Here is a 24,218-nt window from a genome sequence, read left to right as displayed (position 1 = left end):
AGCATCGGCGCCGGCGGGCGGGGAGGCGTCAGCGTGCGGGCGGCACCGGGCATACGCAAATCAACGTATCCTCGGCCGATGTGGTCCAGGGCGTGGCGGCTGGGGTGGCCGGCTGTGCTGGTCGCCGGCGCGGGGCTGCTCGGCACCGGTGACGCCGGCGACGGTGAGTCCGGCTGGACCAGGTCGCCCGACCTGTTCGCCTACCTGCTCGTCGTGGTCGCGGCGGTCGCGGCACTCGCGGTGCGGCGCATGCCCGCGGTGACGCTCGCCGGCTGCGGCACCGCGGTCGGGACGTATCTGGCCGCCGGGTATCCGGTCGGGCCGATCCTCGTCGCCGTGCCCGTCGCGGCGGCCGGGGTCGCCGTGGCGTGGCCGGCGAATCGTTCGGTCCCGGCCAACGTCGTGCTGGGGCTGGCGATGTACGTGGCCGGCGGGCTCCGGTTCGGCCTGCCGTTCAGCGCCGGCACCTGGCCGCTGCTGGTCCTGCTCGCGGTGGCGCTGCCGGCCGCGATCGGCGTGGGGGTGCGGACCCGGCGGGACGCGCTCGCCGAGGTGCACGCGGCCAACGTCCTGCGGGTGGTCGCCGACGAGCGGATGCGGATGGCGCACGAGCTGCACGACGCGGTCGGCCACGGCCTGGCCGTCATCGCCATGCAGGCCGGGGTCGCGCTGCACGTGCTGGACCGGGACCCGGTCAGGGCCCGGGCGTCCCTGGAGGCGATCCGGGCGACCAGCCGCGAGTCCCTGGACGGGATGCGCGCCGAGCTCCACCTGTTGAGCAACGATGACGACGGCCCCAGGCGGCCGGCGGTCACGCTCGCCGAGGCGCCGGTGCTGCTGGACCGGATCCGGTCCGGTGGCCTGGCGATCGTGGCCGACGTCTGGGTGGGGGAGCTGCCGCGGGAGGTGGACGTCGCGGCGTACCGCATCCTCCAGGAGGCGCTGACCAACGTGCTGCGCCACGCCGGGGCCGGCACCGCCCGGGTGCGCGTCGCCCGCGAGGGTGCGGACGTGGTGGTCGAGGTCCGCGACGACGGGCGGGCGGCGGGCGCCGTGGTGGAGGGCAGCGGCCTGGCCGGCATGCGGACCCGCGCGGCCCGCGTCGGCGGCACCGTCGAGGCCGGCCCGCGCCCCGGCGGCGGCTTCGCGGTGACGGCGCGACTGCCACTGGACAAAGGGCTGCCACTGGAAAAGCCACTGGTTCAACCGCTGGAGCGCCCGTGATCCGCGTCGTGGTCGCCGACGACCAGGCCCTGGTCCGGATGGGCCTGCGCACGCTGCTCGACGGCGAGCCCGGCATCGACCTGGTCGCCGAGGCCGCCGACGGTGTCACGGCGGTCGCCACGGTGCGTGCCTGCCTTCCCGACGTCGTCCTCCTCGACATCCGGATGCCGGTCCTCGACGGGCTGGCGGCGCTGCGGCAGATCACCGCGGACCCCGCCCTCGCCGCGGTCCGCGTCGTCATGCTGACCACGTTCGAGCTGGACGAGTACATCTTCACCGCGCTGCGCGACGGGGCCAGCGGCTTCGTGCTCAAGGACGCCCCGCCGGAGGACCTGCTGCGCGCGGTGCGGGAGGTGGCCGCGGGCGAGTCGCTGCTGTCGCCGTCGGTGACCCGGCGCGTCATCGAGCGCTTCGGCGCCGCCGCGACCCCACCGTCGGTGCCGCACCCGCAGCTGCACCGGCTCACCGGGCGGGAGCGGGAGATCGTCGCGTGGGTCGCCACCGGCCGGTCCAACGACGAGATCGCCGCCGAACTGGTGGTCAGCCCGGCCACGGTGCGCACCCACGTCAGCCGCGCGATGCTGAAGCTGCACGCCCGCGACCGGGCCCAGCTCGTGGTCTTCGCCGTCCAGTCAGGCCTGCGCCGGTAGCGAGCGCCGGCACGCGGACCCCCGTCCACACCGGTGGGTCCGGAGTTGGATCAAGGTAGTCCAGGGGACCCGGGGGTGTCAGACCCGTTCGGCGGCGGTGCGGAAGGTGTTGCGGTACGCCATCGGCGGCACACCGATCGTGCTGGCCAGGTGCTGGCGCATGGAGGCGGCCGTGCCGAAGCCGGCCGAGGCGGCGACCCGGTCCACCGGCAGGTCGGTGGTCTCCAGCAGGTGCCGGGCGTGCTCGATCCGCTGCCGGGTCAGCCACTGCCCCGACGTCATGCCGACCTCCTCGCGGAACCGGCGGGAGAACGTGCGGACGCTCATGCGGGCGTGCGCGGCCAGCTCGGCGAGGGAGATCGGGCGGTCCAGCCGGCCGAGCGCCCACTGCCGGGTCGCCGCCGTGGTCGCGGCCGCCGGGGACGGGACCGGGCGGTCGATGTACTGGGCCTGGCCGCCTTCCCGCCAGGGCGGCACGACACACAGGCGGGCGACCCGGTTCGCCACGGCGCTGCCGTGGTCGCGGCGGATCAGGTGCAGGCACACGTCGATGCCCGAGGCGGCGCCGGCGGCGGTGAGGACGTCGCCGTCGTCGATGAACAGCACCGATGCGTCGACGTCGACGGCGGGGAAGGTGCGCTGGAAGTGCTCCGCGTCGTTCCAGTGCGTGGTCGCGCGGCGGCCGTCGAGCAGACCGGCGGCCGCCAGGACGTAGGAGGCGGTGCAGATCGAGACGATCCGCGCGCCGGGCCGCAGCCGGCGCAGCGCCGCGGCGAGAGGCTCCGGCAGCCAGTCGCGGGGGCCGTCGGGCGCGCACACGAACGGCGGCACGACGAGCGTGTCGGCGGTGTCGACGGCGGACGCGTCGTGCTGCACGGTGACGCTGAAGTCGAAGCCGGTGCGGACCGGGCCGCCGTCGAGGCTGCAGGTCACGACCTCGTACAGGTGGTCGGCGGTGCCGAAGATCCGGCTCGGGATGCTCAGCTCGAACGGATACACGCCGTCGAGGGCGAGGACGACGACACGATGAGCCATGGCCAGATCTTTGCACATACTGGCAATGTGGCCACTCGATCGGGACGGTCGTCGCGGCGAGGCTGGGCGCATGGGAGACAACGTGATGCGCGCGATCGGTCAGGACACGCTCGGCGGGCCCGAGGTGCTGCGGGTGGTGGAGGTGGACCGGCCCGAGCCGGGGATCTCGGAGGTCCTCGTCAGGGTCCACGCGACCGGCGTGAACCCCACGGACCTGTGGCACCGCGCCACCGGCGGCCTGCTCGGCAGGCCCGTCCGGCTCGGCTGGGACGTGTCCGGGGTGGTGGAGGAGGTCGGCCTCGGCGTGACCTGGCTGCGTCCCGGCGACGAGGTGTACGGCATGCCGCGACTCCCGGAGGCCGCCGGCACCTATGCGGAGTACGTGACGTCGCCGGCCCGGCACCTGGCCCGCAAGCCGGCCGGACTGTCGCACGTGGAGGCCGCCGGGCTCGGCCTGGCCGGGCTGACCGCGTGGCAGGCCCTCGTCGACACCGCGGACGTCCGGCCCGGGCAGCGGGTGCTCGTCCACGCGGCGGCCGGCGGCGTCGGGCACCTCGCCGTGCAGATCGCGAAGGCCAGGGGCGCGCACGTCATCGGCACGGCGAGCGCGGCGAAGCACGACCTCGTCCGCGGTCTGGGGGCGGACGAGGTGGTCGACTACACCGCGGTGCGGTTCGAGGACGCCGTCGCCGACCTCGACGTGGTGGTCGATCCGATCGGCGGGGAGTACGGGCCCCGGTCGCTGACCACGCTGCGGCCCGGCGGCGTCCTGGTGGCGCTCGCCTCGCCCGCCGAGGCGTACCTGGCGGACGAGGCGCGGCGGCGGGGTCGCCGGGCCGGGTTCCTGCTGGTCCAGCCCGACCACGCGGGGCTGCGGTCCCTAGCCGACCTGGTCGACCGCGGCGAGCTGCGGATCGTCGTCGACGCGGTGCTGCCCCTCGACGAGGTCGCGAAGGCGCACGAACTGGTCGCGACGGGCCGCTCCGCGGGAAAGGTGGTGCTGACCGTCAGCAGCCCTTGACCTGCTGGGCGCAGCGGTCGGCGGCGGTCTTGGCCAGGGTGCCGACCAGGCCGGCGCCGGTGGTGCCGACCGTCATGTCGTTGAGCCACAGCACGAAGTCGCCGCGGCGGATCGCGACGATGTCGGCGGTGACCGCGATGCCGAAGTCGGTGTCGCCGGTCATCCGCACCCCGAACGCTTTCTCGCCGAGCGTCGCCGGCACCTGCGCCGGGGTGAGCGTGAAGCGCACCGTGATGCCGGCCAGCTCCTGGCTGAACGACTTGCAGGTGGTGACGGCGGCGGTCAGCCGGTCCATCGCGGTGACCGCGCCGCCGGCCGGGAAATGCACGAGGGCGTCGGTCAGGTACGGCCCGACGGCGCCCTTGCTGTAGGTGACGGCGGCGGCCGTGGTGCCGTCGCCGGTCACCGGGTCCAGCGACGGGCAGCCGGGGAAGTTGCCGCCGATCGTGACGGCACCGTCGTCGTTGGTGGCGGCCGCGACCGGCACGAACCCCTCGGGCAGATCGGCCGGCGTGAGCAGCGCGGGCCGCAGATCCTCAGCGGCTTGGGCGTGAGCGGCGGTGGCCGGGGAACCGGTCACCGCGACGGCGGCCGCTACGGCCGCCAGCCTGTGAACCATCCTCATCAACCCAACGCTACGGACGCCTCGCGGCCTTCATGGCGTTTTGCCCGATATTTCCCCGAACGGTCAGGCGCCGAGCTGCCCGAACGTCGTGTCCGCCTCGTCGTCGATCTGGAACCCCGGGCCGAGCCGGCGGGCGATGGTCCGCGCGTCGACGGACATCCACCGCTGCTGGGCCACGTACGCCGGGTCCGCGACGTGATATCGGCAGCGGCCGCCCCACCAGCCGGGCTCGTAGGACACCACGTCGACCAGCCGTCCGGAGAACGGGAACCGGCCCCGGACCTGCTCCGGGATCGTGCATCCGTGGTCCTCGAAATACGGCTGGACGGTCAGCATCGCCAGCAACCGCCCGCCGTCCTCGCGCCAGGCGCGTAACCGCCCGGTGCGCAGCATCGTCCCGGACTGCCGGGTCTGCTCCCGATAGTTCCAGAACGCCTCATCATGAACCAACTGCGCCGCCATGCGGTCATTCTGACGAGGTGACGTCCGTCGATCGCTGATCGTTGGACACCGTTGGACAGGCGGCCCGCAGCAGTGTGATGGCGGCGTCCCGGGGCGCGCTCGGCGCCGCCCCGGGGTGCAGGTCCGCCAGCACCGTGGCGCCTACCACCAGGGCGAGCAGCTGGCGGCCCAGCGCCGCCGGGTCGGGCGCGCCCGCCCGGCGGGCGATCCCGGTGAGCAGCTCGAGGCGCCGGTCCAGGTGCCGCGCGGCGGTGGCGCGGGCGGTGCCCTCGTGGCCGTCGTGCCACTGGGTCGCCGCGTTGAGCAGCGCGCAGCCGCGGAAGGTCGGCTCCGCGTGCCACCGCCCGAGCGCGTCGAACACCGCCGTGAGCTGCGCCTCCGGGTCGTCGCCGGCGTCGGCCGCGGCGCCGGCCAGCCAGGCCGTGACCCGGTCGCTGCGCGCCTGGAGCACCGCCTCGACCAGGCCGTCCTTCGAGCCGAAGTGGCGATACAGGGTCTCCTTCGACACCCCGATGCTGGTGCACAGCTCGGCCACGCCGATGCCGTCGAGCCCCCGCCGGTAGAGCAGGTCGGTGGCGGCGGCGAGCAGGCCGGCGCGGGTGCGGGCCGGGTCGATCGCGGTTCCCTTGGTGACTGGCACGACACAGATGGTACCGAACGGTTCGATCTGTGTGCTAGCGTCCCGACGATGACGACGGTCCCGGCCGCGAGCACGCCCGCGGTCACCTTCACCAGTGGCGGGGAGACCCTCGCCGGCGTCCTGCACCTCCCCGCCGGCGCCGGCCCTCACCCGGTCGTCGTGCTCCTGCACGGCTTTCCCGGCAACGAGCGCAACTTCGACCTCGCCCAGGCCCTGCGCCGGGCCGGGCACGCGGCGCTCGTCTTCCACTACCGCGGCTCGTGGGGCATGGGCGGCGACTACTCCTGGCGGCACGTCCTGCAGGACGCCGCAACGGTCGTGGCGGCCGTCCGCGACAACGATTTCGCGGCCACGCACCGCCTCGACCCGGCACGGGTGGCGGTGGTGGGCCACAGCCTCGGCGGGTTCGCGGCGCTGATGACGGCCGCCGCCGACGCGGGCGTCCGCGCGGCCGTCTCCGTCGCCGGTTTCGACCTCGGCACGGCCGCCGACCTGTGCGCCGACCCCGCGGTCCGGGCCGAGGTCGTCGAGGCGCTCGGCAGCGACCTGCTCCCGCTGCGCGGCACCAGCGGCGAGGCCCTCGTCCGCGAGATGGTCGCCGCCGGGCCCGCGTGGCGCCTGGCCGGCCTCGCCCCCGCCTTCGAAGACCGCCCGGTGCTGCTCGTCGGCACCGGTCGCGACCCGGTCACCCCGCACGAGCTGCATCATTCGCCATTGGTCCAGGTGTACGGGTCCCGCCCGGGCATCCGGCTCGAGCACCTGGTGTTCCCGACCGACCACGCCCTGTCGGACCATCGCCTGGAGCTTGCCGCGACCGTCATCGATTTCGTGGACCGGCACCTATCCGGCCGGTGACGTCGCGACCATGCTGTCGGCGGCGGCGATGACGGCGTCCTCCGACGGGCGCGGCTGCCAGCCCAGGACCCAGCGGGCGCGGTCGCTCGAGATCTTCTTGACGTTGTTCAGGTCGGCCGCGACGGGGCGGAACTCCGCGGAGAACACGGCGGCGACCCGCACGACGACGTCCGGGACGGTCCGGGTCGGCACCTTGCCTGCGGCGTCACCGAGGTGCGCCCTGAGAATCGCGCCGATCTGCCGCATCGCGATCGGAGGCCCGCTGGACAGCAGGAACCGCCGTCCCGCGGCACCCGCGGCGGTCATGGCCAGGACGTGCGCGCTCGCCACGTCCCGCACGTCCACGATCGGGATCCACAGGTTCGGGTACCCCGGCATCGCCCCGTCCAGGCTGCGCCGCACGATGTGGTTCGCGCCGGAGACGTCCCCGCCCATCACCGGCCCCATGACGGCGACGGGCAGCATCGTGGTCAGCTCCAGCGCGCCGCCCTCGGCCGCCATGAAGTCCCACGCGGCCCGCTCGGCGAGGGTCTTGCTCCGGCCGTAGGCGTCCACGCCCGGCCCGTCGAGCACGGACCAGTCGTCCTCGGTGAACGTGTGACCGGTGTGCGGGTGACCGAACCCGACGGCGTGGAACGCCGAGGTGAGCACGACCCGCTTGACACCGGCGTCGCGGGCGGCCCGCAGCACCCGCAGCGTGCCGTCCCGGGCGGGCACGATGACGTCGTCGTCGTGCCTGACCTTCCCCAGGTGCACGGGGGAGGCCACGTGCAGCACGAAGTCGCACCCGTCGACGGCCTCGGCCCAGCCGGTGTCGGCGGTCAGGTCGGCGGCGACGAAGCTCAGCGCGTCGCCGCGCACCATGCCGGCGCCTTCGAGCACGGCCCGCACCTCCCCCTCCCGCGCCGGTGACCGGACGGTCGTGCGGACCAGGTAGCCCGCATCGAGGAGTTGCAGGATGCAGTGCCCGGCGATGAAACCGGACCCGCCGGTGACGAGTACCCGCTGCTGATTCGTGGTCATGCGACCACCATCCGGCGCTCCACCGGACCGGACCAGAGCCCCCACCAGCCAGGGGTCTGGCAGGACCCCCGCAACGGCGCCCGGCGCGGCCTACCGTGGCAGGCATGAGCGACGAGCCGAACCTGCTGGGTGCGTTCCTGCGGGCCCGCCGGGAACTCGTCACCCCCGAGGCGGCCGGCGTGCCCGTGCTGGGGGTGCGGCGGACGCCGGGCCTGCGCCGCGAGGAGGTGGCGATGCTGGCCGGCATCAGCGCCGACTACTACCTGCGCCTGGAGCGAGGGCGCGACCGCAGCCCGTCGGCACAGGTCCTGGAGTCCCTGGCCCGGGTGCTGCTCCTGGACGAGGACACCACGGCGTACCTGCTGGGCCTCGCCACCGGCAAGCCCCGCCGCCGGCCGCGTCCCCGGAAGGAGGTCGTCCCGCCGAGCACCGTCAAGTTCGTGGCGATGCTCACGTTGCCCGCGTTCGTCGAGGGGCGGTATCTCGACGTGCTCGCCGCCAACCCTCTCGCCACCGCCCTGTCGCCGCGCCTCGTGGTGGGCGGCAACCGGCTGCGCGACGTCTTCCTCGACCCGGCCGAGCAGGCGATGTTCCCCGACTTCGAGGCGGCCGCGGCCGGGCTGGTCGCCGGCTTCCGCCAGGCCGTCGGCACCGCCACCGACGACCCGCGCTGCATCGAGCTCGTCGGCGAGATGTCCCTCGCCAGCCCGCTCTTCCGGCGGTTGTGGGCCCGCCACGACGTGCGCCACCGGGCCGGCGCGGTGGTGCCCTTCAGCCATCCGCAGGTCGGCGAGCTGCGCCTCAACCGGGAGAAGCTGCTCATCAGCGGGACCGACGGCATCATGCTGGTCGTGTACCACCCCGATCCCGGCACGCCCGACGCGGACAAGCTGGCGCTGCTCGGCGCCGCGTCCGCCGGAGTCTCAGCCGGCGGACGGCAGGCGGTCCGGAAGCTCGCTCAGTGACGTGATCCGGTGCGGTTCGCCGGGCGGGCCGGACCTGTCGCGGTCCAGGTGCACGGCGCGCAGCCCGGCGGCGCGGGCCGGCAGCACGTCCAGGTCGTGCCGATCGCCGACGCTCACCACGGCGCCCGGCGGCAGCCCCCAGCGGCGGCACACCTCGGCGAACACGGCCGGGTCGGGCTTGAACAGGCCCAGCGCCTCGCCGGTGTAGACCGGCCCGACCCGGTCCAGGAGCCCGATCCTGGCCAGCTTGTCGGTCTGCTGGGACTGGCTGCCGTTGGTGAGCACCGCCGTGCGCAGTCCGGACCGCTGCAACGCGTCGAGCGCCGGGACGGCGTCGGGGTAGGGCGCCCACGATTGCGCGTACCAGCGAAGAAACGCGGAGAACAGCGCGTCGAGCCGATCGTCGTCACCCCCGACCGGGCCGCCGGTCGCGAGCAGGAAGTCCCGGAGGCGGTGGCGCCGTTGCTGCTGGAAGGTGACCCGCCCGGCGCGCCAGTCGGAGAGGTGCCGCTCCTGCAGCGTGAACCACAGGGCCCGGGCCGGCGCGGTCGCCTCGACCCCGATCTCCGGCAGCCACCGCAGCAACGCGGCCGTCACGGCCGCCTCGTGGTCGAGCAGCGTGCCGTCGAGGTCGAACAGTACCGCCTGCACCGTCACGTGCGTGGATCTTACGCCGTGACGAACATGACGCTGTTTCCGACTGCTTCCTGCGCGAGGTGCCATCCGGGGACTGATCGCGGCCATCGACGGCGCTATTGGTCACGGCCGATACCCGGTCGCTAGCGTGCCCGGCATGTACATCGCCCGGCCGCCATCCGGCGGCGCACCGCACCGGGTCGTGCTCGGCCACCAGCTCTTCGGCGTCGACGCGGGGATCCGCGCGTTCGCCGACCGGCTCGCCGCGGCCGGCTGCCTCGTCGCCGTGCCCGACCTGTTCCACCGCACCGCGCCCGGCGTCGAGCTCGCCCAGGACGACGCCGGGCGGGCCCGCGGCTTCGAACTGTTGCGCGCCCTGGACCGCGACGAGGTCGTGCGGGACGTCGCCGAGGCGGTCGACGTCCTCGGCGGCGATCCGGCCCGGGTCAGCATGGTGGGGCTGAGCATCGGCGGGCACGTCGCGTACCTGGCGGCGGCCCGCCTCGGCCTGGCGGCGACCGCCGTGCTGTATCCGGGCTGGCTCACCGGCACCGAGTTCGCCCTGAGCCGTCCCGAGCCGACGGTGGCGCTGACCCCGGACATCAGCGGCCGGCTGCTGTTCCTCGTCGGCGGCGCCGACCACGTCGTGCCACCCGCCGACGTCGACACCGTCGGTGCGGCGCTGCGCGAGGCCGGCGTGCGGCACGAGATCGTCGTGTACCCCGACACCCCGCACGCCTTCCTGCTCCCCGGCCCGCCCACCTTCCGCCCCGAACCGGCGGCCGACGCCTGGCGGCGGGTCCTGGAGCTGATCACCTCGTAGGGTTGATCCATGCGCGCCATTCGCTGCGACCGCTTCGGCGGCCCCGAAGTTCTCGTCCCCGCCGACGTCGCCGACCCCGTCCCGGGGCCGGGTCAGGTGCTCGTCGAGGTGAGCGCGGCCGGGATCAACTACGCCGACACGTCCCGCACCGCCGGCACGTACAGCGGCGGGCAGGCCCTGCCGTTCATTCCCGGCACCGAGGTCGTCGGCCGCACCCCCGACGGCCGTCGGGTCGCCGCGCTCACGTTCGCCGGCGGTGGCTACGCGGCCCGCGCCGTCGTGTCCACAGTGGACACCGTGGACGTGCCGGACGGCGTCGCCGACGGCCCGGCCCTGGCGCTGCTGGTGCAGGGCCTCACCGCCTGGCACCTGCTGCACGGCAGCGCCGCCCTGCGGCCGGGCGAGACCGTCGTGGTCAACGCGGCCGCCGGCGGCGTCGGCACCCTCGCGGTGCAGCTCGCCCGGCATCTCGGCGCCGGCCGGATCATCGCCGCCGCGTCCACGCCGGAGAAGCGTGCCCTGGCCGCGTCCCTGGGCGCCGACGCCACCGTGGACAGCGCCCCCGACGGCTATACCGACCGGGTCCTGGCCGCCAACGACGGCGCCGGCGTCGACGTCGTCCTGGAGTCCACCGGCGGCCCCACGTTCACCGCGGCCCTGGCGACCCTGGCCCCGCTCGGCCGCCTCGTCACCTACGGCGACGCCTCCCGCGGCGGACGCCCACCGGTCGACCCCGCCGAGCTCGCCAACCGCAGCGTCGCGGTCGCCGGCTTCTGGCTCCGCCCGGTCCTCACCCGCCCCGACGCGTTCCACGGCCCCCTCACCCAGCTGCTGGAGCTGACGTCGAGGGGTGTCCTGCGCCCGCAGCTCGGCCCGGCCTACGCACTGGAGGACGCCCGCCGGGCGCACGAGGACCTGCTGGCCCGCCGCACCACCGGCAAACTCGTCCTGACCGTGGACTGAGCCCGCTCGTGCTTTCAGCGGGCGCGGAAGCTGGCGCGGTAGGAGTGCACCCCGGTCGCGGCCGCCCCGGCTGGGCGGCGCATGCGTCGGGCTGGAGCCCTGGGCCGGCCGGGACCTGCCCCGGCCCGGCGGCGCCGGCCACGTGCGCGTCACCGCCGTCCCCGCGCAGCACGGCCCCGACGGCACCGAGCACCTCACCGGGCCGGTCACCGGTTTCGTCCTGCACGGCGACGGCGTGCCCACCGTCTACGTCAGCGGCGACAACGCGTCGCTGCGGGCCGTCGCCGAGATCGCGGAGCGCTTCCCGGCCGTCGACGTCGCGATCCTGTCCGGCGGCCCGGCCCGCACCGCCCTGCTCGGCGACGCCGACCTGACCCTCGGCGCGGCCGGCATCCTCGAGGCGGCGCGCCTGCTGAAGGCGGCGACGGTCGTGCCCGTCCACGTCGACAGCTGGGCGCACTTCACCGAGGGCCCGAGGACGTCCGCGCCGCCTTCGAGGCCGCGGGTAGCGCGCAGCTGCTCGGGTAGCCCACTGAGGTGCTCGAGGTCCTCCGCGGGCACCCGGACGTGGTCGCCGCCACGGCACCGGCGGTCGCCCGGGCGGGCACGACGGGCGGCCACGAGCGGGTCGCGGCGTACCGGGCGGTCACCGCGGCGCCGGGCACCGCCCCGTCCACGGCTGGGTCGAGGTCGCCGGCTCCCACGGCGGCGTCGTGGAGGCGGCGGCCTGACCGTCACCGTGACCTTCGCGAGCGCTAGGCTCGGCGGCGGCATGAACTGATGCGAGGTGCCCCGGGCGACCGGGGAGAATCGGGAAGTCGGTGTGAATCCGGCACGGGCCCGCCGCGGTGATCGGGGAGCTGCCGCCCAGGCGCGCCGCAGCGGCGTGCGGTCACTGGCCCGAGGGCTGGGAAGGCGGGCGGTCAGGCGTTGATCCGAGAGTCCGAAGACCGGCCTCGCGTGCATCGCCGACCCCGCTTCGGGGCGGCCTGAGCAGCGGGAGCCTGCCCTCATGAGCACCGACCTGTACGACGTCGTGCGCCGCCGCCGCGACGTGCGCGGCCAGTTCACCGGCGGGCCGATCCCCGCCGAGGTCCTCGACCGGATCCTGACGGCGGCGCACGCCGCGCCGAGTGTCGGGCTGTCGCAGCCGTGGGACTTCGTCCTCGTGCGCGACGCCGGGCTGCGCGGCGCGTTCCACGAGCACGTCCGGCGGGAGCGGGCGACCTTCGCCGCGACCCTCGACGGCGCGGCCGCGGCGACGTTCCAGCGCATCAAGATCGATGGGGTACTGGAGTCGACCCTCTCCGTGGTCGTCACGTACGACCCCGCCCGTGGCGGGCCTGCGGTGCTGGGCCGGCACGCGATCGCCGACGCCGGCCTCTACTCGGTCTGCCTCGCCATCCAGAACCTGTGGCTGGCCGCGACCGCGGAGGACCTCGGCGTGGGCTGGGTGTCGTTCTACCGGGAGCCGTTCGTCCGTGACCTGCTCGGCATCCCGGCCGGCATCCGCCCGGTCGCGTGGCTGTGCCTCGGCCCGGTGACGCACCTGGAGACGGTGCCGGACCTGGAACGGCACGGCTGGCGTAGCAGGGTTCCGCTGGCCGAGGCCCTGCATCACGACCGCTGGTAGCTGTCGGTTACGCACGGTCGAACTGTCGCCCGGGCGACTCCGCGCTGGTTACGTTGCGTGTCAGTCTCATTACGCAACGTAACGCACATCGTCTGAGGAGGCGGATTCCCATGGCACAGATCGCGACGGAAACCAGCACCAGCACCAGCACCGAGATGAAGAAGATCGTGGTCCGCAAGGCGGGCGCGGTGCGGCTCACCAGGCTCTGCAACAACTACTGCTACGGCATGTGCTGCTGCGCCGAGTTCCTGGGCTGACGGATCACCCGGCCGGGGGTGTCACCCACCCTCGCCCCCGGCCGGGCCCGTAACCCCGTCAGCAGAGAACCCGGAACCCCGCCAGCGGAGAAGCAGAGGAGATCTGGCATGCCGACCGGTCCAGTGGCGCTGCACGACCTGCGGTACCTCGACGAGGGCGACCGGGTCGTCGTCGGCCGCACCGACTGCGACTCCTACGGCGTCTTCCCGCCGGACGGCGCCGCACTGCTCCGCGAGCTCGCCGGCGGCCGCGCACCGCAGGACGCCGCCGTCTGGTACACCGACCGCTACGGCGAACCCGTCGACATCGACGAGTTCCTCGACACCCTGCGGGACCTGGACTTCCTGAGCGCTGACGGCAGTGCTGACGGCAGTGCTGACGGCAGTGCTGACGGCGCCGTGGCGCACGCCGCTCCGCCGCGCTGGCAGAAGCTCGGCGCGGCCTTGTTCTCGCCGCTCGCCTGGGCCTGCTACGCCGCGCTCGTCGTCGCCGCCGTCGCGGTCTGCGTCGCCGACCCGCGGCTCGCGCCCACCCGCGGCAACGTGTTCTTCACCGACTACCTGCTGATCGTGGAGCTGACCATCCTGTTCGGGCAGTTGCCGTTCGTGGTGCTGCACGAGCTGTTCCACCTGCTCGCCGGCCGCCGGCTCGGCCTGCACTCCTCGATGCACCTCGGCCACCGGCTCTACTTCCTGGTGGCCGAGACGAAACTCGACGGGCTCGTGGTCGTGCCGCGGCGGCAGCGCTACCTGCCGATCCTCGCCGGCGTGGTCGCCGACGTGCTCACGGCCTCGGCGCTCACCGTCGTGGCGTGGCTGACCCGGCACCCGGACGGCACCGTCCCGGTCGCGGGACGCGCCTGCCTCGCCGTCGCGTTCATGACCCTGCTCGGCATCCTCGCGCAGCTGTACTTCTTCCTGCGCACCGACGTGTACCACCTCATCACCACCGTCCTCGGCTGCGTCGACCTGCACACCACCGCCCGGGAACTGCTGCACAACCGGATGTGGCGGCTGCTCGGGCGCACCGACCGGCTCGCCGACGAGACCCGCTGGGATCCGCGCGACCGGGCCGTCGCCCGCTGGTACGCGCCGCTCTACGCAATCGGTTACGCGGCCATGCTCGCCGTGCTCGTGTTCATCGCGCTGCCGCTGGCCTGGCACTTCCTCGGCACCGCCGTCGCCGCCGTCACCGACCCGGCCGTGCCCGCGGCCCGGTTCTGGGACGCGCTGCTCTTCCTGGTCGCCTCGGTCGGCCAGCTCGTCCTCGCCGCCGCGCTCGCCGTCCGCGACCGCCGCCGCTCCCGCCCGTCCTGAAGGAGTCGTCATGTCCCAAGTCCTGGCCACAGTGGACGCCCACCGGCGGCTGCGCGGGCCGTTCACCGCCGCCGGCACCCTGCTGCGGCAGATCGTCCCCGACCTCCTGCGCACCCACCCGGACCTGGTGCGGGCGCACGACATCGAGATCCTCGCCGCCGCGCCGGAGCTGGCGGCCCTGCTGACCTGCGAGCGGGAGACCCTCACGTCGCAGGCGTCACCGGAGTCGCGGACCCGCTACTACCCCTACGCGCGGACCGTCCAGATCGGACACGGCCTCGTCGACCTGCTGCAGGCGCTGCTCGCCGACATCGGGCCGCGCACGCTCGTCGTCCGGCACGCGGACGAGGCGGACCGCACCGACGCCGAGTGGCTCGCCCTCCTGGCCCGCCGCATCAACCCCGCACTGCTGACCGTCGTTGCCGGTACCGACGAATCCGCCGACTCCATCGAGTCCTATGTGGATGGCGACTGCGTCAGCGCCGACCCGGCGCTCCGGGCGGCATACGAAGCGCTCGATCCGGCCGAGCGGGCGCGGCTGCACGACCGGCGTGCCGACGAGCTCGCCGCCCTGGACGAGCCGTCGCTGCGGCTCGGCGCCATCTGTCACCACCGCGAGCACGGCAGCGACCCGCACGGCGCCGGCGTCGCCGCGCTCAGCGCCGCCCTCGGCGACTGCATCCTCGCCGGCCACTACGACGCGGTCCTCGAGCTCGGCCGGCGCTGCCTCGACCTCGCCGACTGGGCCACCCAGCCGGACCAGTGCTGGCTCGCCACGGTCAAGATGACGATCGCCCTGTCCACCATGGGTCGCGCCGACGAGGCGATGGCCCTCTACGACGAGGCGTGCGCCCGCTCCACCTCGCCCAGCGTCCACATGCAGGCCGCGTACGGCCGCGCGATGCTCTACACCCGCTACTTCGACGAGGCCCGCCGCGACCTGCGCAAGGCCAGCGCCTGGGTCAACACCGCGGTGTCCCTCGCCTCGCTGCTGCCCGAGGACCGGCGCCGCGCGTACAACCTCACGTTCAACGAGAACGGCCGGGCCCTCATCGCGATGCACCTGGGCGACCCGGCGGAGGCGATGCGCCTCATCGACGCCGGCATCGAGCGGATGGAGGCCACGTTCACCGCCGGCGAGCGCGACCTGCACCTGTCCGTCCTGCGCTACAACCGCGCCCAGCTCATCGCCCGCCAGGCACCGGCCGACGGGGTCCGCGAGTACACCGCCGTCATCGGCCTCGACCCGCACCACCCCGACTACTACGCCGAACGCGCCGGCCTGCTGCGCCGGCTGGGCCGCTCCGCCGAGGCGCTCGCCGACTACGACGCCGCCATCGCCGTCGGCCTGCCGGACGTCGAGCCGCACTACAACCGCGGCGACCTGTACGCCGAGCTCGGCGACCTGGACGCCGCCCTCGCCGACTTCGACCGGGTCCTCGACCTCGAGCCGGACTTCCTCGCCGCCTACGTCAACCGGGCCGCGCTGCGCTACGAACTGGGCGACCCCGCCGGTGCCCGGGCCGACGTCGCCGCCGGCCTCGACCTGGAGCCCGGCCAGCCGCACCTGCTGTGCACCCGGGGCATGCTCGCCGCGGACGCCGGCGACCTCGCCGCGGCGGTCGCCGACTACCGCGCGGCGCTGCTCGCGGAGCCCGGCCTGGCCGGCGCGTGGACGAACCTCGGCGCGGCGATGTTCGAGCTGGGCGACGCGGCCGAGGCCGTCCGCTGCTTCGACCGGGCCCTGGCCGTCGAGGACGATCCGGTCGCGCGGGCGAACCGGGCCGCCGCCCTGTCCGCCGTGGCGGTGGCCGCATGACCGCCGTTGGCGTTTGCCCGGCCGGCAAGGGTGTTGTCGCGGCGGGGGAGTTCCGGGCGGTGGCGGGGCGGCTCCCCACGGGGGTGACGGTCGTCGCGGTCCGTGCCGGCGACGTCGTCCACGCCATGACGGTCAACAGTTTCACGACGGTGTCGCTCGATCCGCCGCTGGTGCTGTTCTGCGTGCGGCGGTCCAGCCGGACGGCGGTGCTGCTGCCGGCCGCGGGCGCGTTCGCGGTCACGGTCCTGCCCGCCGGCGCCGGTGCCGTCTCGACGGCGTTCGCCGACCCGTCCCGGCCGCCGGGGCTCGGCGACACCGGCTGGACACCCGGACCCGGCACCGGCAGCCCCGTCCTCGACTGCGGCCTGGCGTACTTCGACTGCACACTGGAGACCGTGCACGTCGCCGGCGACCATGACGTGTGCGTCGGCCGGGTCCGCGCGTTCGGCGCGATGGGCACCGGCGCGCCGCTGGTGTTCGCCGGTGGGTCGTACCTGTCGATTTCGGGGCGGTCCTCTGCGTCGTACAGGTAGGCGGGCCCTCAAGGGCCCCGGACGAATGGGACGTATCATGGCGAAGTATCTGGTTCTCATCTACGGTGACGAGCAGCGCTGGGACGCCGAGACCGAGGCGGAGCTGGCGGCGAAGGATGAGGGGCACCGGGCGTTCAATGCCGCGGCCGGCTCGCGGGTCCTCGGCGGCCACGAGCTGGAGGCGTCCTCGACCGCGACCACGCTGCGCGGCGGTGGCCTGATCACCGACGGGCCGTTCCTGGAGTCCAAGGAGGCCCTCGGCGGGTTCTACGTCATCGAGGCCGCCGACCTGGACGCCGCGATCGCCCTCGCCGCGCTGCTGCCGGAGCTGTCCTCCGGCCACGGTGGCGTCGAGATCCGGCCGATCGTGGACCACGGGTGACGTCGGCGGTCGCCGACGCGCACCGCCGCGAGTGGGCCCGGGTGCTCGCCGCGACGGTGCGCGTCACCCGAGACCTGGACCTGGCCGAGGAGTGCGTGCAGGACGCCTACGCGCAGGCGCTGCGCACGTGGCCGGCCGACGGCGTGCCGTCCCGCCCGGGCGCGTGGCTGACCACCGTCGCCCGCAACCGCGCGCTGGACGTGCTGCGCCGCGAGTCCGCCCTGCGTCGCGCGCTGCCGCTGCTGGTGACCGAGGAGCGGGTGGCCGGACCGGGGGAGGACGACGACCGGCTCCGGCTGGTGTTCACCTGCTGCCATCCGGCGCTGTCGCGGGAGGCGCAGGTCGCGTTGACACTGCGGCTCGTGTGCGGGCTGTCGACCACCGAGGTGGCCCGGGCCTTCCTCGTGCCCGAGCCGACGATGGCGGCCAGGATCACCCGCGCGAAGCGGAAGATCAGCGCCGCCCGCATCCCGTACCGGGTGCCGTCGCCGGACGAGCTGCCCGAGCGGGTCGGCGCCGTCCTCGAGGTCGTCCACCTCGTCTTCACCACCGGTCACACGGCTCCGGTCGGGCCGCACCTGGTCCGGCAGGACCTGGTCGACGGCGCCGTCGACCTGGCCCGCATGCTGCGGCTGCTGCTCCCGCACGACGCCGAGGTCGCCGCGCTGCTGGCCCTGATGCTGCTGATCGACGCCCGCCGCGACACCCGCAGCTTCGAGGGCCGGCTGCTGCTGCTGTCCGAGCAGGACCGCAGCCGGTGGGATGCCGGGCAGATCCGGGAGGGCACCTCCCTGCTGACCGCGGCGCTGCGCCGGAGGGCACCGACCCGCTACGCCGTCGAGGCCGCGATCGCCGCCGTCCACGCCGAGGCGCCGTCGTGGGAGGCGACCGACTGGCCGCAGATCGTCGCCCTGTACGACGTCCTCCTGCGCCTCTGGCCGTCCCCGGTCGTCGCCCTGAACCGCGCCGTCGCCCTCGGCCTGCGCGACGGCCCCGCGGCCGGGCTGGCCGCACTGACCCCGTTGCTGGACTCGCCGGAGCTCGCCACGTACGCCTACCTCAGCGCCGCCCGCGCCGACTTCCTGCGCCGGCTCGGGCGCCTGCCGGCGGCCGCCGACGCGTACGCGGAGGCCATGGCCCTGTGCGGCAACGACGCCGAGCGGTCGTTCCTGGCCGGTCGGCTCGCCGAGGTGACCGCCAGCGGTTCGTAGGTGTTTACCCGCCCGGTGCCCGGGTAGGGCGGCTGCTCACTGTCGAAACGGCCGTGAGGAGCGACCCATGCCCGACCCACGCGAGCGCACCCCGCAGCCGCCGTCTCGCCCGTCTCGTGCCACCGCTGGATCGTCGAGCGCCCCCGGCCCGGGCCGCGGGCGCGAGGGGCGGGTGAGGGCGACGGCCCCGGTCGCCGGCCCGGGCGGCCCACCCGTGCCACCCCCGGCCGACGTCAGCGGGCGGCGTCGGTGAGGGCGCTGCCGACGAGGCGGGCGGCGGTCACGGCGAGGCGATGGCCCTGGTATCGGGCCGCGGCGAGCGTGGCGTCGCTCGGGACACCTTCGGCGCCGGGATGGGCGATGCCGTAGGGGTTGCCGCGGGCGGCGTGGACGGCCGGGTCGGTGTAGCCCGGCGGGACGATGAACGCGCCCCAGTGGTAGAAGGTGTTGTACAGGGCGAGCAGCGTCGACTCGTTGCCCCCGTGCGGGTTGGCGGCGCTGGTGAACGCGGTCGCCGCCTTGTCCTGCAACTGGCCCGTGGCCCATAGGCCGCCGGTCGTGTCGATGAACTGCTTGAGCTGCGCGGCGATGTTGCCGTAGCGGGTCGGCGAGCCGAACGCGTAGGCATCGGCCCAGGTCAGGTCGTCGTGCGTGGCGACCGGGACGTGCGCCGCGGCGTCGGTGTGGGCCCGCCAGGCCGGATTGGCGTCCACCGCCGCGTCCGGGGCCAGCTCCGGCACGCGCCGCAGGCGGACCTCGGCACCGGCGTCCGCCGCGCCGGCCGCGATGGCCTCGGCGAGGGTGTGCACGTTGCCGGTGGCGGAGTAGTAGATGACGGCGACTCTGGCACCCATGGATCCTCCAAGTGGAATAATTTCCGCTTTCGCGTCCCAGGCTAAGTGGAAACTGTTCCACTTACAAGGGATGGGAGGATCGTCACGTGCAACCACTGCCCATGGCCGGCCAGCCGCCCGCGGAGCGGGCCGACGCCGCCCGCAACCGGCAGCGGCTCATCGACGCCGCCCACCGGATCGTCGCCGCCAAGGGCGCAGCCGGGCTGGCACTCGACGAGGTCGCCCGGGAAGCCGGCGTCGGCGTGGGCACCGCGTATCGGCGCTTCGGGGATCTGAGCGGCCTCGCGTACACGCTGATGGAGGGCCACGAGATCCGCTTCCAGGAGGCGTTCCTCGCCGGCCCGCCACCCCTCGGCCCGGGCGCGCCGCCGGACGCGCGGATCCGGGCGTTCCTGCACGCGCTGCTGGACCTGCAACGCGACCAGTGGGAGCTGCGGCTGCTCGCCACGACCACGACGGCGCAGGGGTTCGGCAGCGGGCCGTACAAGACCTATCACCTGCACCTGGTCAACCTGATCGGCGAGCTCGGCGGGTCGCGCGACGCCGCCTACACGGCCAGCGTGCTGCTCGCCCTGCTCCAGCCCGCGGTGCTCGACCACCAGCAGCGGGCGCTCGGCCTCGACCCGGACCGCGTCAGGATCGGCCTGGACGTCGTGCTCGGCGCCCTGGTGCTGAACCGCTGAAGTCCGCCGACCCGGGCCGGCGCCCGGCCCGGGACGGCGACGTGGATCAGCCGGGGATGAGGTCGTTCGCGGTGCGCAGGGCCGGGGCGGTGCGCCAGGCGGGGTCGTCCGCGGCGGGCAGTGCGGTGCCGGTGACGTGCAGGGTGACCGTCTCGCCGGGCAGCAGCGTCACGAGTTGCTCGTCGACGGTCGCCGCCGGGTCGAGCCGGTCCGCGAACAGGGTCAGATCGCGCACGAACGTGCGGGCCGTGACCTCGACCGTGGCGCCGCCCGCGGTGGGGTGGACCACCACGTCGACGGACGCCGCGGGGTAGGCGAGGTCGACGTCCTCGCCGAAGTACCAGGTGGCGCCGTCGGCGACGATGAGCTCCCGGGCCGGGTCCTCGGGAGTGGTGACGTCGGGCGGCAGCGGCACGGCGACGGTGCCACCCGCGGGCACGTCGACGGTGAGCGTCGCCTTCGCGCGAGGGTCGCCGGTGAAGGAGACCCGGCGGACGTCGACCTGCGCCTGCCACGCCGTGGTGGAGTCGTTGACGGCGATCAGGGTGGGTACGCCGGAGCGGGGCTGGATGGTGAGGAACCGCGAAGCGTAGGCCCGGCGCAGCGCGTACCAGAGGGGCTTGCGCCGGCCGTCACCGTCCACCGCGGACCAGGACGTGACCGGCCAGTTGTCGTTGAGCTGCCACAGCACCGTGCCCATGCACAGTGGGCGGAGGGAGCGGAAGTGCGAGATGCCGAACGTGATCGCGCGGGCCTGGTTGAGCTGGGTCGCCCAGTGCCAGTCGTCGAACCCCGCCGGCAGCGGGAAGTGGCCGGTGAGGCCGGCGGCGAGCTTGCCGTTGCCGTCGGCGGCCTTCTGGTGGTGCAGGATCCCGGGTGAGGTCGGGGTCAGCGGCTCGTCGGACACGGCGCGGCGCAGGGTCGCGAACGTCGGCGGGGCCTGGAAGCCGAACTCGGCGAGGAAGCGGGGGTGGTAGGTGGCGTAGTGCCGGTAGTCATGGGTGTTCCAGACGGTCCAGATGTGGCTGGTGCCGTGCGCCGGGTCGTTCGGGTGGACCGTGTCGGTGCCGGACCAGGGGTTGCCGGGCCAGTACGGGCGGGTCGGGTCGACCGCGGTGACGATCCCCGGCAGCACGTCGAAGTAGTAGCCGGCGCCCCAGGTGCGCCCGGCGAGGGGCTCCTGCCAGTCCCAGTCCTGGAAGCCCCAGATGTTCTCGTTGTTGCCGACCCACATCACCAGGCTCGGGTGCGACATGAGCCGCAGCACCTGCTCGGACGCCTCGGCGGCCACCTCCGAGCCGAGCGGCTCCTCCTCCGGGTAGGCGGCGCACGCGAACAGGAAGTCCTGCCCCACGAGCAGCCCGTGCTCGTCGCAGAGGTCGTAGAAGTCGTCGCTCTCGTAGCGGCCGCCGCCCCACACCCGCAGGTAGTTCACGCCCGCGTCGATCGCCTGGCCGATCCGGGCGGCGTAGCGCGAACGGTCCACCCGGGTCACGAACGCGTCGTCGGGGATCCAGTTCACGCCGCGGACGAACACCGGCGTGCCGTTGACGACCAGGGTGAACGCGGTGCCGTCGGCGTCGGCGCGGGTGTCCACCTCGACGGTCCGGAACCCGATCCGCCGCTGCCACGTGTCAACCATGGCGGTGTCGGCGTGCAGGGTCACGTCCAGGTCGTAGCGGTCCGCGGCGCCGAACCCGCGCGGCCACCACAGCCGCACGTCCGGCACGGTGACCGTGACCACGGCCGAGCTCTCGCCCGCCGCGATGGTGGCCGTCGCGGTGACCCCCGCGACCGTGGCGGTGACGGTCAGCGGCTCGTCGCCGGCGCGTTCGACCGTGACGTGCACGTCGACGATCCCGTCGGTGCCGTCGACGGTGACGAGGGGCCGGACCTCCGCGAGGCGCGCCACCGACCACGAGTGCAACCCGATCGGCTGCCAGATCCCGGCCGTGACCAGGGTCGGGCCCCAGTCCCAGCCGAAGTTCGACGCCATTTTCCGGATGTACTGGAACGGCTCGTCATACGCGTTCGGCCGCTCACCGACCGCGTCCCGGACCGCCAGCGCGTAGTCGTAGGCGGAGTCGAACCGGATCTCGAGCCGGTTTCCGGTCGGGCGCAGCACCTCGCGGACGTCGAACCGGTAGCCCCGGTGCATGTTCGCGGTCCGGCCCAGCTCGACCCCGTTGAGCGTGACCGTCGCCACCGTGTCCAGGCCGTCGGCGACCAGGTCGACCCGGTCGTCAGCGACAACGGCGTCGAACGTGGTCTCGTAGACCCAGGTCGTCCGGCCGATCCAGGCCAGGTCCAGCTCGTTCGCGTCCAGGTACGGATCCGGGATCAGCCCGGCATCCAGCAGGTCCGTGTGCACGCAGCCCGGCACGGTGGCCGGGACGGGGCCGTCGCCGAGCGGGGCCGGTCCGGCCGCGCGCAGAGTCCACCCGGAATGGAGAGGACGCAGGACTGGCATGTGGGCTCCCGTGATCACGGCCGCACTGAAGCGGATAAGTAGGCGAAGCACGACCCTAAAACGGAGGTGTTAGGAGTGTCAACAGTAGCTTGCTGAACCGCTTGCGAACGCGGCCGCTGGCGAACGCGGCCGCTGGCGAACGCGGCCGCTGGCGAACGCGGCCGCTTGCGAACGCGGCCGCTTGCGAAACGCCGTCAGGCGGAACGGCCCGCGCGCAGCGGCCGGGTCGACTGGCGCGCCGTCAGGATCCCCGGCTGCATCGTCACGTGGCTGATCTCGCCGCCGTTGATCGTCGCGAGCAGGGCCCGCGCCGCGAGCTCCGCCTGGTGCGCCGGCGTCTGCTGCACGGCGGTGATCGCCGGCACGGTGATCTGGCACAGGTCCGAGTCGTCCCAGGCGACGACCGACACGTCCTCCGGCACCGCCAGGCCCATCTCGTGCGCCACCTTCAGCGACGCGGCGGCCATCACGTCGTTGTCGAACACGACGGCGGTCGGCGGCTCGGCGCCGCTCATCAGCTCGCGCATCGCGCGCATGCCGTCCACGGCGCTGTAGTTGGTGTAGACCACGCGATACCGGGAGCGGTCCAGGCCCGAGTGGTCCAGCGCGTCCAGGTACGCCGCGTCGCGCTGCCCGGTGTGGAACAGCTCCTCGGTGCCGGCGACCCGGGCGATCGTGCGGTGCCCGAGGGCCCGCAGGTAGCCGACGATGGCGCGGGCGGTGCCGGACACGTCGGCGTCGACCGTGCTGCACCCGACGAGCCCCGGCTTGCCGCCGATCACGGCCGCGGGCAGCCCGATCTCGACCAGGGCGTCCAGGCGCGGGTCGTCCTTGCGCAGATCGGTGAGGATCACGCCGTCGACGTGCCGGCCGGCCCACCACTTGCGGTACACGTCGATGGTGTCGTCGATCCGGTCGACCAGGTGCAGCACCAGGGCGATGTCGTTGCGGTTGAGCTCGGCCTCGACCCCACTGAGCATCTGCGTGAACCAGGAGTCGACGATCATCACCCGTGGCGGGCGGACCAGGACCAGCCCGACCGCGTTCGCCCTGGCGGTGCCGAGCGACCGGGCGGCGATGTTGGGCGCCCAGCCGAGGTCCCGCGCGGCGGCGAGGACGCGCGCGCGGGTCTGCTCGGACACGCCGGGCCGGTTGTTGAGCGCATAGGACACCGCGGCCTCGGACACCCCGGCGTGGACGGCGACCTGGCGGATCGTGACCCGCGCCTGGCCGGCCGCCTCGGCGCCGGTGTCCTTCGCTGCTGCGGCCACCTGTGCTCCCCATCTGTCGTGCACTGCACGTGAGGGTACAGGCTCACCCGGGCGGCAGTTCCAGATGCTCGCGGAGCGTGCCGCCCTCGTAGGCGGTCCGGTACACACCGCGCCGTCCACGAGGTCCGGCGCGTCGACCTCGATGGCGTGGCGCGTCAGGCCGCATCTCCCACCAGGGCGTCGGACGGGATCCGCACCGCGCGGAACGTGGTGCGCCGGCGCAGCTCGAAGCCGATCGACTCGTAGAGCCGGATCGCGTTGGTGTTCGTCGCCGCGGCGTGCAGGAACGGGTGCTCGCCGCGGGCGCGGATGCCGTGCGCGACGGCCCGCACCAGCCGGGTGGCGAGGCCCTGGCCACGGTGTTCGGCGTCGGTGCACACCGCGGAGATCTCGGTCCAGCCGGGCGGGTGCAGCCGCTCACCGGCGAGGGCGACGAGCCTGCCGTCGCGGCGGATCCCGAGGTACGTGCCGAGCTCGATCGTGCGCTGCCGGAACGGCCCGGGCTGGGTGCGTTCGACGAGGTCGAGGATCTCCGGCACGTCGGCGGCGGTCAGCCGGACCGCTTCCGGGTCCGGCCGGGCCTCCAGCGCGACGTCGAGCAGCTGCACGCCGCCGGCCTCCAGGACCACCTCCCAGTCCGCCGGCGGGGCCGGCACCGTGCCGGTGAGGGTGACCACGGCGCCGGGCCCGGCGAGGGCGGCCACGTCGGCCCAGACGCCCGGGCCAGCGTCGGGGGCGACGGTGACGAACGGGGCGACGTCGACCTGGTAGCGCACGGCGTCGCCGACCCGCTCGGCGAGGTGCTGGTGTGCTCCTCCGAGCGAGGCCCACACCGGGTTGTCGAGGATGTGCATGTGGTCTCTCCG

At 74.2% G+C, this 24,218-nt stretch carries 26 protein-coding genes and 1 riboswitch; of the genes, 16 read left to right on the top strand and 10 right to left on the bottom strand.

What is annotated here, in order from left to right:
• Positions 1-78 precede the first annotated feature (78 nt).
• Positions 79-1,224, top strand: a complete 1,146-nt coding sequence (locus tag Dsi01nite_RS02105; protein WP_203844263.1) for a sensor histidine kinase — start codon at positions 79-81, stop codon at positions 1,222-1,224.
• Positions 1,221-1,874 (top strand): response regulator transcription factor, encoded by a 654-nt coding sequence (locus Dsi01nite_RS02100; RefSeq protein ID WP_203844262.1) that lies wholly within the window; start codon positions 1,221-1,223, stop codon positions 1,872-1,874. The genes Dsi01nite_RS02105 and Dsi01nite_RS02100 overlap by 4 nt, the downstream gene beginning before the upstream one ends.
• A gap of 78 nt (positions 1,875-1,952) precedes the next feature.
• On the opposite strand, the gene Dsi01nite_RS02095 is transcribed toward Dsi01nite_RS02100, so the two are convergent.
• Positions 1,953-2,909 (bottom strand): GlxA family transcriptional regulator, encoded by a 957-nt coding sequence (locus Dsi01nite_RS02095; RefSeq protein ID WP_239135621.1) that lies wholly within the window; start codon positions 2,907-2,909, stop codon positions 1,953-1,955.
• 70 nt (positions 2,910-2,979) lie between these two features.
• Here Dsi01nite_RS02095 and Dsi01nite_RS02090 point away from each other — a divergent pair, with 70 nt between their 5' ends.
• A complete protein-coding gene (locus Dsi01nite_RS02090; protein WP_239135620.1) occupies positions 2,980-3,930 on the top strand; it encodes an NADP-dependent oxidoreductase in 951 nt (316 codons plus the stop codon).
• On the opposite strand, the gene Dsi01nite_RS02085 is transcribed toward Dsi01nite_RS02090, so the two are convergent.
• From Dsi01nite_RS02085 to Dsi01nite_RS02075, 3 genes are all read right to left on the bottom strand, one after another.
• Positions 3,917-4,555: a hypothetical protein gene (locus Dsi01nite_RS02085; protein WP_203844260.1), complete on the bottom strand. Its 639-nt coding sequence runs from the start codon at positions 4,553-4,555 to the stop codon at positions 3,917-3,919. The two genes, Dsi01nite_RS02090 and Dsi01nite_RS02085, sit on opposite strands and share 14 nt — an antisense overlap.
• A gap of 63 nt (positions 4,556-4,618) precedes the next feature.
• Positions 4,619-5,017 (bottom strand): class-II aminoacyl-tRNA synthetase family protein, encoded by a 399-nt coding sequence (locus tag Dsi01nite_RS02080; RefSeq protein ID WP_203844259.1) that lies wholly within the window; start codon positions 5,015-5,017, stop codon positions 4,619-4,621.
• 4 nt (positions 5,018-5,021) lie between these two features.
• Entirely contained in the window at positions 5,022-5,657 is a 636-nt protein-coding gene (locus tag Dsi01nite_RS02075; protein WP_203844258.1) for a TetR/AcrR family transcriptional regulator, read from the bottom strand.
• A gap of 48 nt (positions 5,658-5,705) precedes the next feature.
• Here Dsi01nite_RS02075 and Dsi01nite_RS02070 point away from each other — a divergent pair, with 48 nt between their 5' ends.
• Positions 5,706-6,512: an alpha/beta hydrolase family protein gene (locus tag Dsi01nite_RS02070; RefSeq protein WP_203844257.1), complete on the top strand. Its 807-nt coding sequence runs from the start codon at positions 5,706-5,708 to the stop codon at positions 6,510-6,512.
• Here the strand turns inward: Dsi01nite_RS02070 and Dsi01nite_RS02065 are convergent.
• Positions 6,498-7,535, bottom strand: coding sequence for an SDR family oxidoreductase (locus Dsi01nite_RS02065; protein ID WP_203844256.1), 1,038 nt, complete (start codon positions 7,533-7,535; stop codon positions 6,498-6,500). The genes Dsi01nite_RS02070 and Dsi01nite_RS02065 overlap by 15 nt on opposite strands.
• Before the next feature lie 104 nt (positions 7,536-7,639).
• Between Dsi01nite_RS02065 and Dsi01nite_RS02060 the strand changes: the two genes are divergently transcribed.
• On the top strand, positions 7,640-8,500 hold the full coding sequence (locus tag Dsi01nite_RS02060; RefSeq protein WP_203844255.1) for a helix-turn-helix domain-containing protein: 861 nt from the start codon (positions 7,640-7,642) through the stop codon (positions 8,498-8,500).
• Here the strand turns inward: Dsi01nite_RS02060 and Dsi01nite_RS02055 are convergent.
• The gene (locus Dsi01nite_RS02055) at positions 8,459-9,157 is read right to left on the bottom strand and encodes an HAD family hydrolase (RefSeq protein WP_239135619.1); all 699 of its coding nucleotides are present in this window, start codon (positions 9,155-9,157) and stop codon (positions 8,459-8,461) included. The two genes, Dsi01nite_RS02060 and Dsi01nite_RS02055, sit on opposite strands and share 42 nt — an antisense overlap.
• A 136-nt stretch (positions 9,158-9,293) precedes the next feature.
• Between Dsi01nite_RS02055 and Dsi01nite_RS02050 the strand changes: the two genes are divergently transcribed.
• The 10 genes from Dsi01nite_RS02050 to Dsi01nite_RS02005 all read left to right on the top strand — a co-directional run bounded on the left by Dsi01nite_RS02050 (position 9,294) and on the right by Dsi01nite_RS02005 (position 18,074).
• A complete protein-coding gene (locus Dsi01nite_RS02050; RefSeq protein WP_203844253.1) occupies positions 9,294-9,959 on the top strand; it encodes a dienelactone hydrolase family protein in 666 nt (221 codons plus the stop codon).
• A 9-nt stretch (positions 9,960-9,968) separates the two neighbouring features.
• A complete protein-coding gene (locus Dsi01nite_RS02045; RefSeq protein ID WP_203844252.1) occupies positions 9,969-10,922 on the top strand; it encodes a quinone oxidoreductase family protein in 954 nt (317 codons plus the stop codon).
• A gap of 142 nt (positions 10,923-11,064) precedes the next feature.
• Positions 11,065-11,703: an MBL fold metallo-hydrolase gene (locus Dsi01nite_RS02040; protein WP_239135618.1), complete on the top strand. Its 639-nt coding sequence runs from the start codon at positions 11,065-11,067 to the stop codon at positions 11,701-11,703.
• A riboswitch (cobalamin riboswitch) is annotated at positions 11,691-11,895 on the top strand. Its footprint overlaps the gene before it by 13 nt.
• 39 nt (positions 11,896-11,934) lie before the next feature.
• The gene (gene bluB, locus Dsi01nite_RS02035) at positions 11,935-12,555 is read left to right on the top strand and encodes a 5,6-dimethylbenzimidazole synthase (RefSeq protein ID WP_203844251.1); all 621 of its coding nucleotides are present in this window, start codon (positions 11,935-11,937) and stop codon (positions 12,553-12,555) included.
• 110 nt (positions 12,556-12,665) lie between these two features.
• Positions 12,666-12,812, top strand: a complete 147-nt coding sequence (locus tag Dsi01nite_RS02030; protein ID WP_203844250.1) for a hypothetical protein — start codon at positions 12,666-12,668, stop codon at positions 12,810-12,812.
• A gap of 108 nt (positions 12,813-12,920) precedes the next feature.
• A complete protein-coding gene (locus tag Dsi01nite_RS02025) occupies positions 12,921-14,129 on the top strand; it encodes a hypothetical protein (protein ID WP_203844249.1) in 1,209 nt (402 codons plus the stop codon).
• Positions 14,130-14,139: 10 nt separating this feature from the next.
• Entirely contained in the window at positions 14,140-15,948 is a 1,809-nt protein-coding gene (locus tag Dsi01nite_RS02020; RefSeq protein ID WP_203844248.1) for a tetratricopeptide repeat protein, read from the top strand.
• Positions 15,945-16,481, top strand: a complete 537-nt coding sequence (locus Dsi01nite_RS02015; protein WP_203844247.1) for a flavin reductase family protein — start codon at positions 15,945-15,947, stop codon at positions 16,479-16,481. Before Dsi01nite_RS02020 ends, Dsi01nite_RS02015 begins: the two co-directional genes overlap by 4 nt.
• 37 nt (positions 16,482-16,518) lie before the next feature.
• The gene (locus Dsi01nite_RS02010; protein ID WP_203844246.1) at positions 16,519-16,863 is read left to right on the top strand and encodes a YciI family protein; all 345 of its coding nucleotides are present in this window, start codon (positions 16,519-16,521) and stop codon (positions 16,861-16,863) included.
• Positions 16,864-16,904: 41 nt separating this feature from the next.
• Positions 16,905-18,074 (top strand): RNA polymerase sigma factor, encoded by a 1,170-nt coding sequence (locus Dsi01nite_RS02005; RefSeq protein ID WP_203844433.1) that lies wholly within the window; start codon positions 16,905-16,907, stop codon positions 18,072-18,074.
• Positions 18,075-18,307: 233 nt separating this feature from the next.
• On the opposite strand, the gene wrbA is transcribed toward Dsi01nite_RS02005, so the two are convergent.
• Entirely contained in the window at positions 18,308-18,928 is a 621-nt protein-coding gene (gene wrbA, locus Dsi01nite_RS02000) for an NAD(P)H:quinone oxidoreductase (protein WP_203844245.1), read from the bottom strand.
• Positions 18,929-19,014: 86 nt separating this feature from the next.
• On the opposite strand from wrbA, the gene Dsi01nite_RS01995 reads away from it, so the two are divergent.
• On the top strand, positions 19,015-19,611 hold the full coding sequence (locus tag Dsi01nite_RS01995; RefSeq protein WP_203844244.1) for a TetR/AcrR family transcriptional regulator: 597 nt from the start codon (positions 19,015-19,017) through the stop codon (positions 19,609-19,611).
• A gap of 46 nt (positions 19,612-19,657) precedes the next feature.
• Here Dsi01nite_RS01995 and Dsi01nite_RS01990 read toward each other — a convergent pair whose 3' ends face one another.
• From Dsi01nite_RS01990 to Dsi01nite_RS01980, 3 genes are all read right to left on the bottom strand, one after another.
• A complete protein-coding gene (locus Dsi01nite_RS01990; RefSeq protein ID WP_203844243.1) occupies positions 19,658-22,081 on the bottom strand; it encodes a glycoside hydrolase family 2 protein in 2,424 nt (807 codons plus the stop codon).
• A 194-nt stretch (positions 22,082-22,275) separates the two neighbouring features.
• Entirely contained in the window at positions 22,276-23,352 is a 1,077-nt protein-coding gene (locus Dsi01nite_RS01985; RefSeq protein WP_203844242.1) for a LacI family DNA-binding transcriptional regulator, read from the bottom strand.
• Between the two features lie 155 nt (positions 23,353-23,507).
• Positions 23,508-24,206 (bottom strand): GNAT family N-acetyltransferase, encoded by a 699-nt coding sequence (locus Dsi01nite_RS01980; RefSeq protein ID WP_203844241.1) that lies wholly within the window; start codon positions 24,204-24,206, stop codon positions 23,508-23,510.
• Positions 24,207-24,218: the final 12 nt, after the last annotated feature.

The sequence above is a fragment of the Dactylosporangium siamense genome (assembly GCF_016862795.1).
GTDB lineage: Bacteria > Actinomycetota > Actinomycetes > Mycobacteriales > Micromonosporaceae > Dactylosporangium > Dactylosporangium siamense.
Note: the sequence above shows the minus strand (reverse complement) of the source record. Positions and strands in the feature narration are given on the sequence as shown.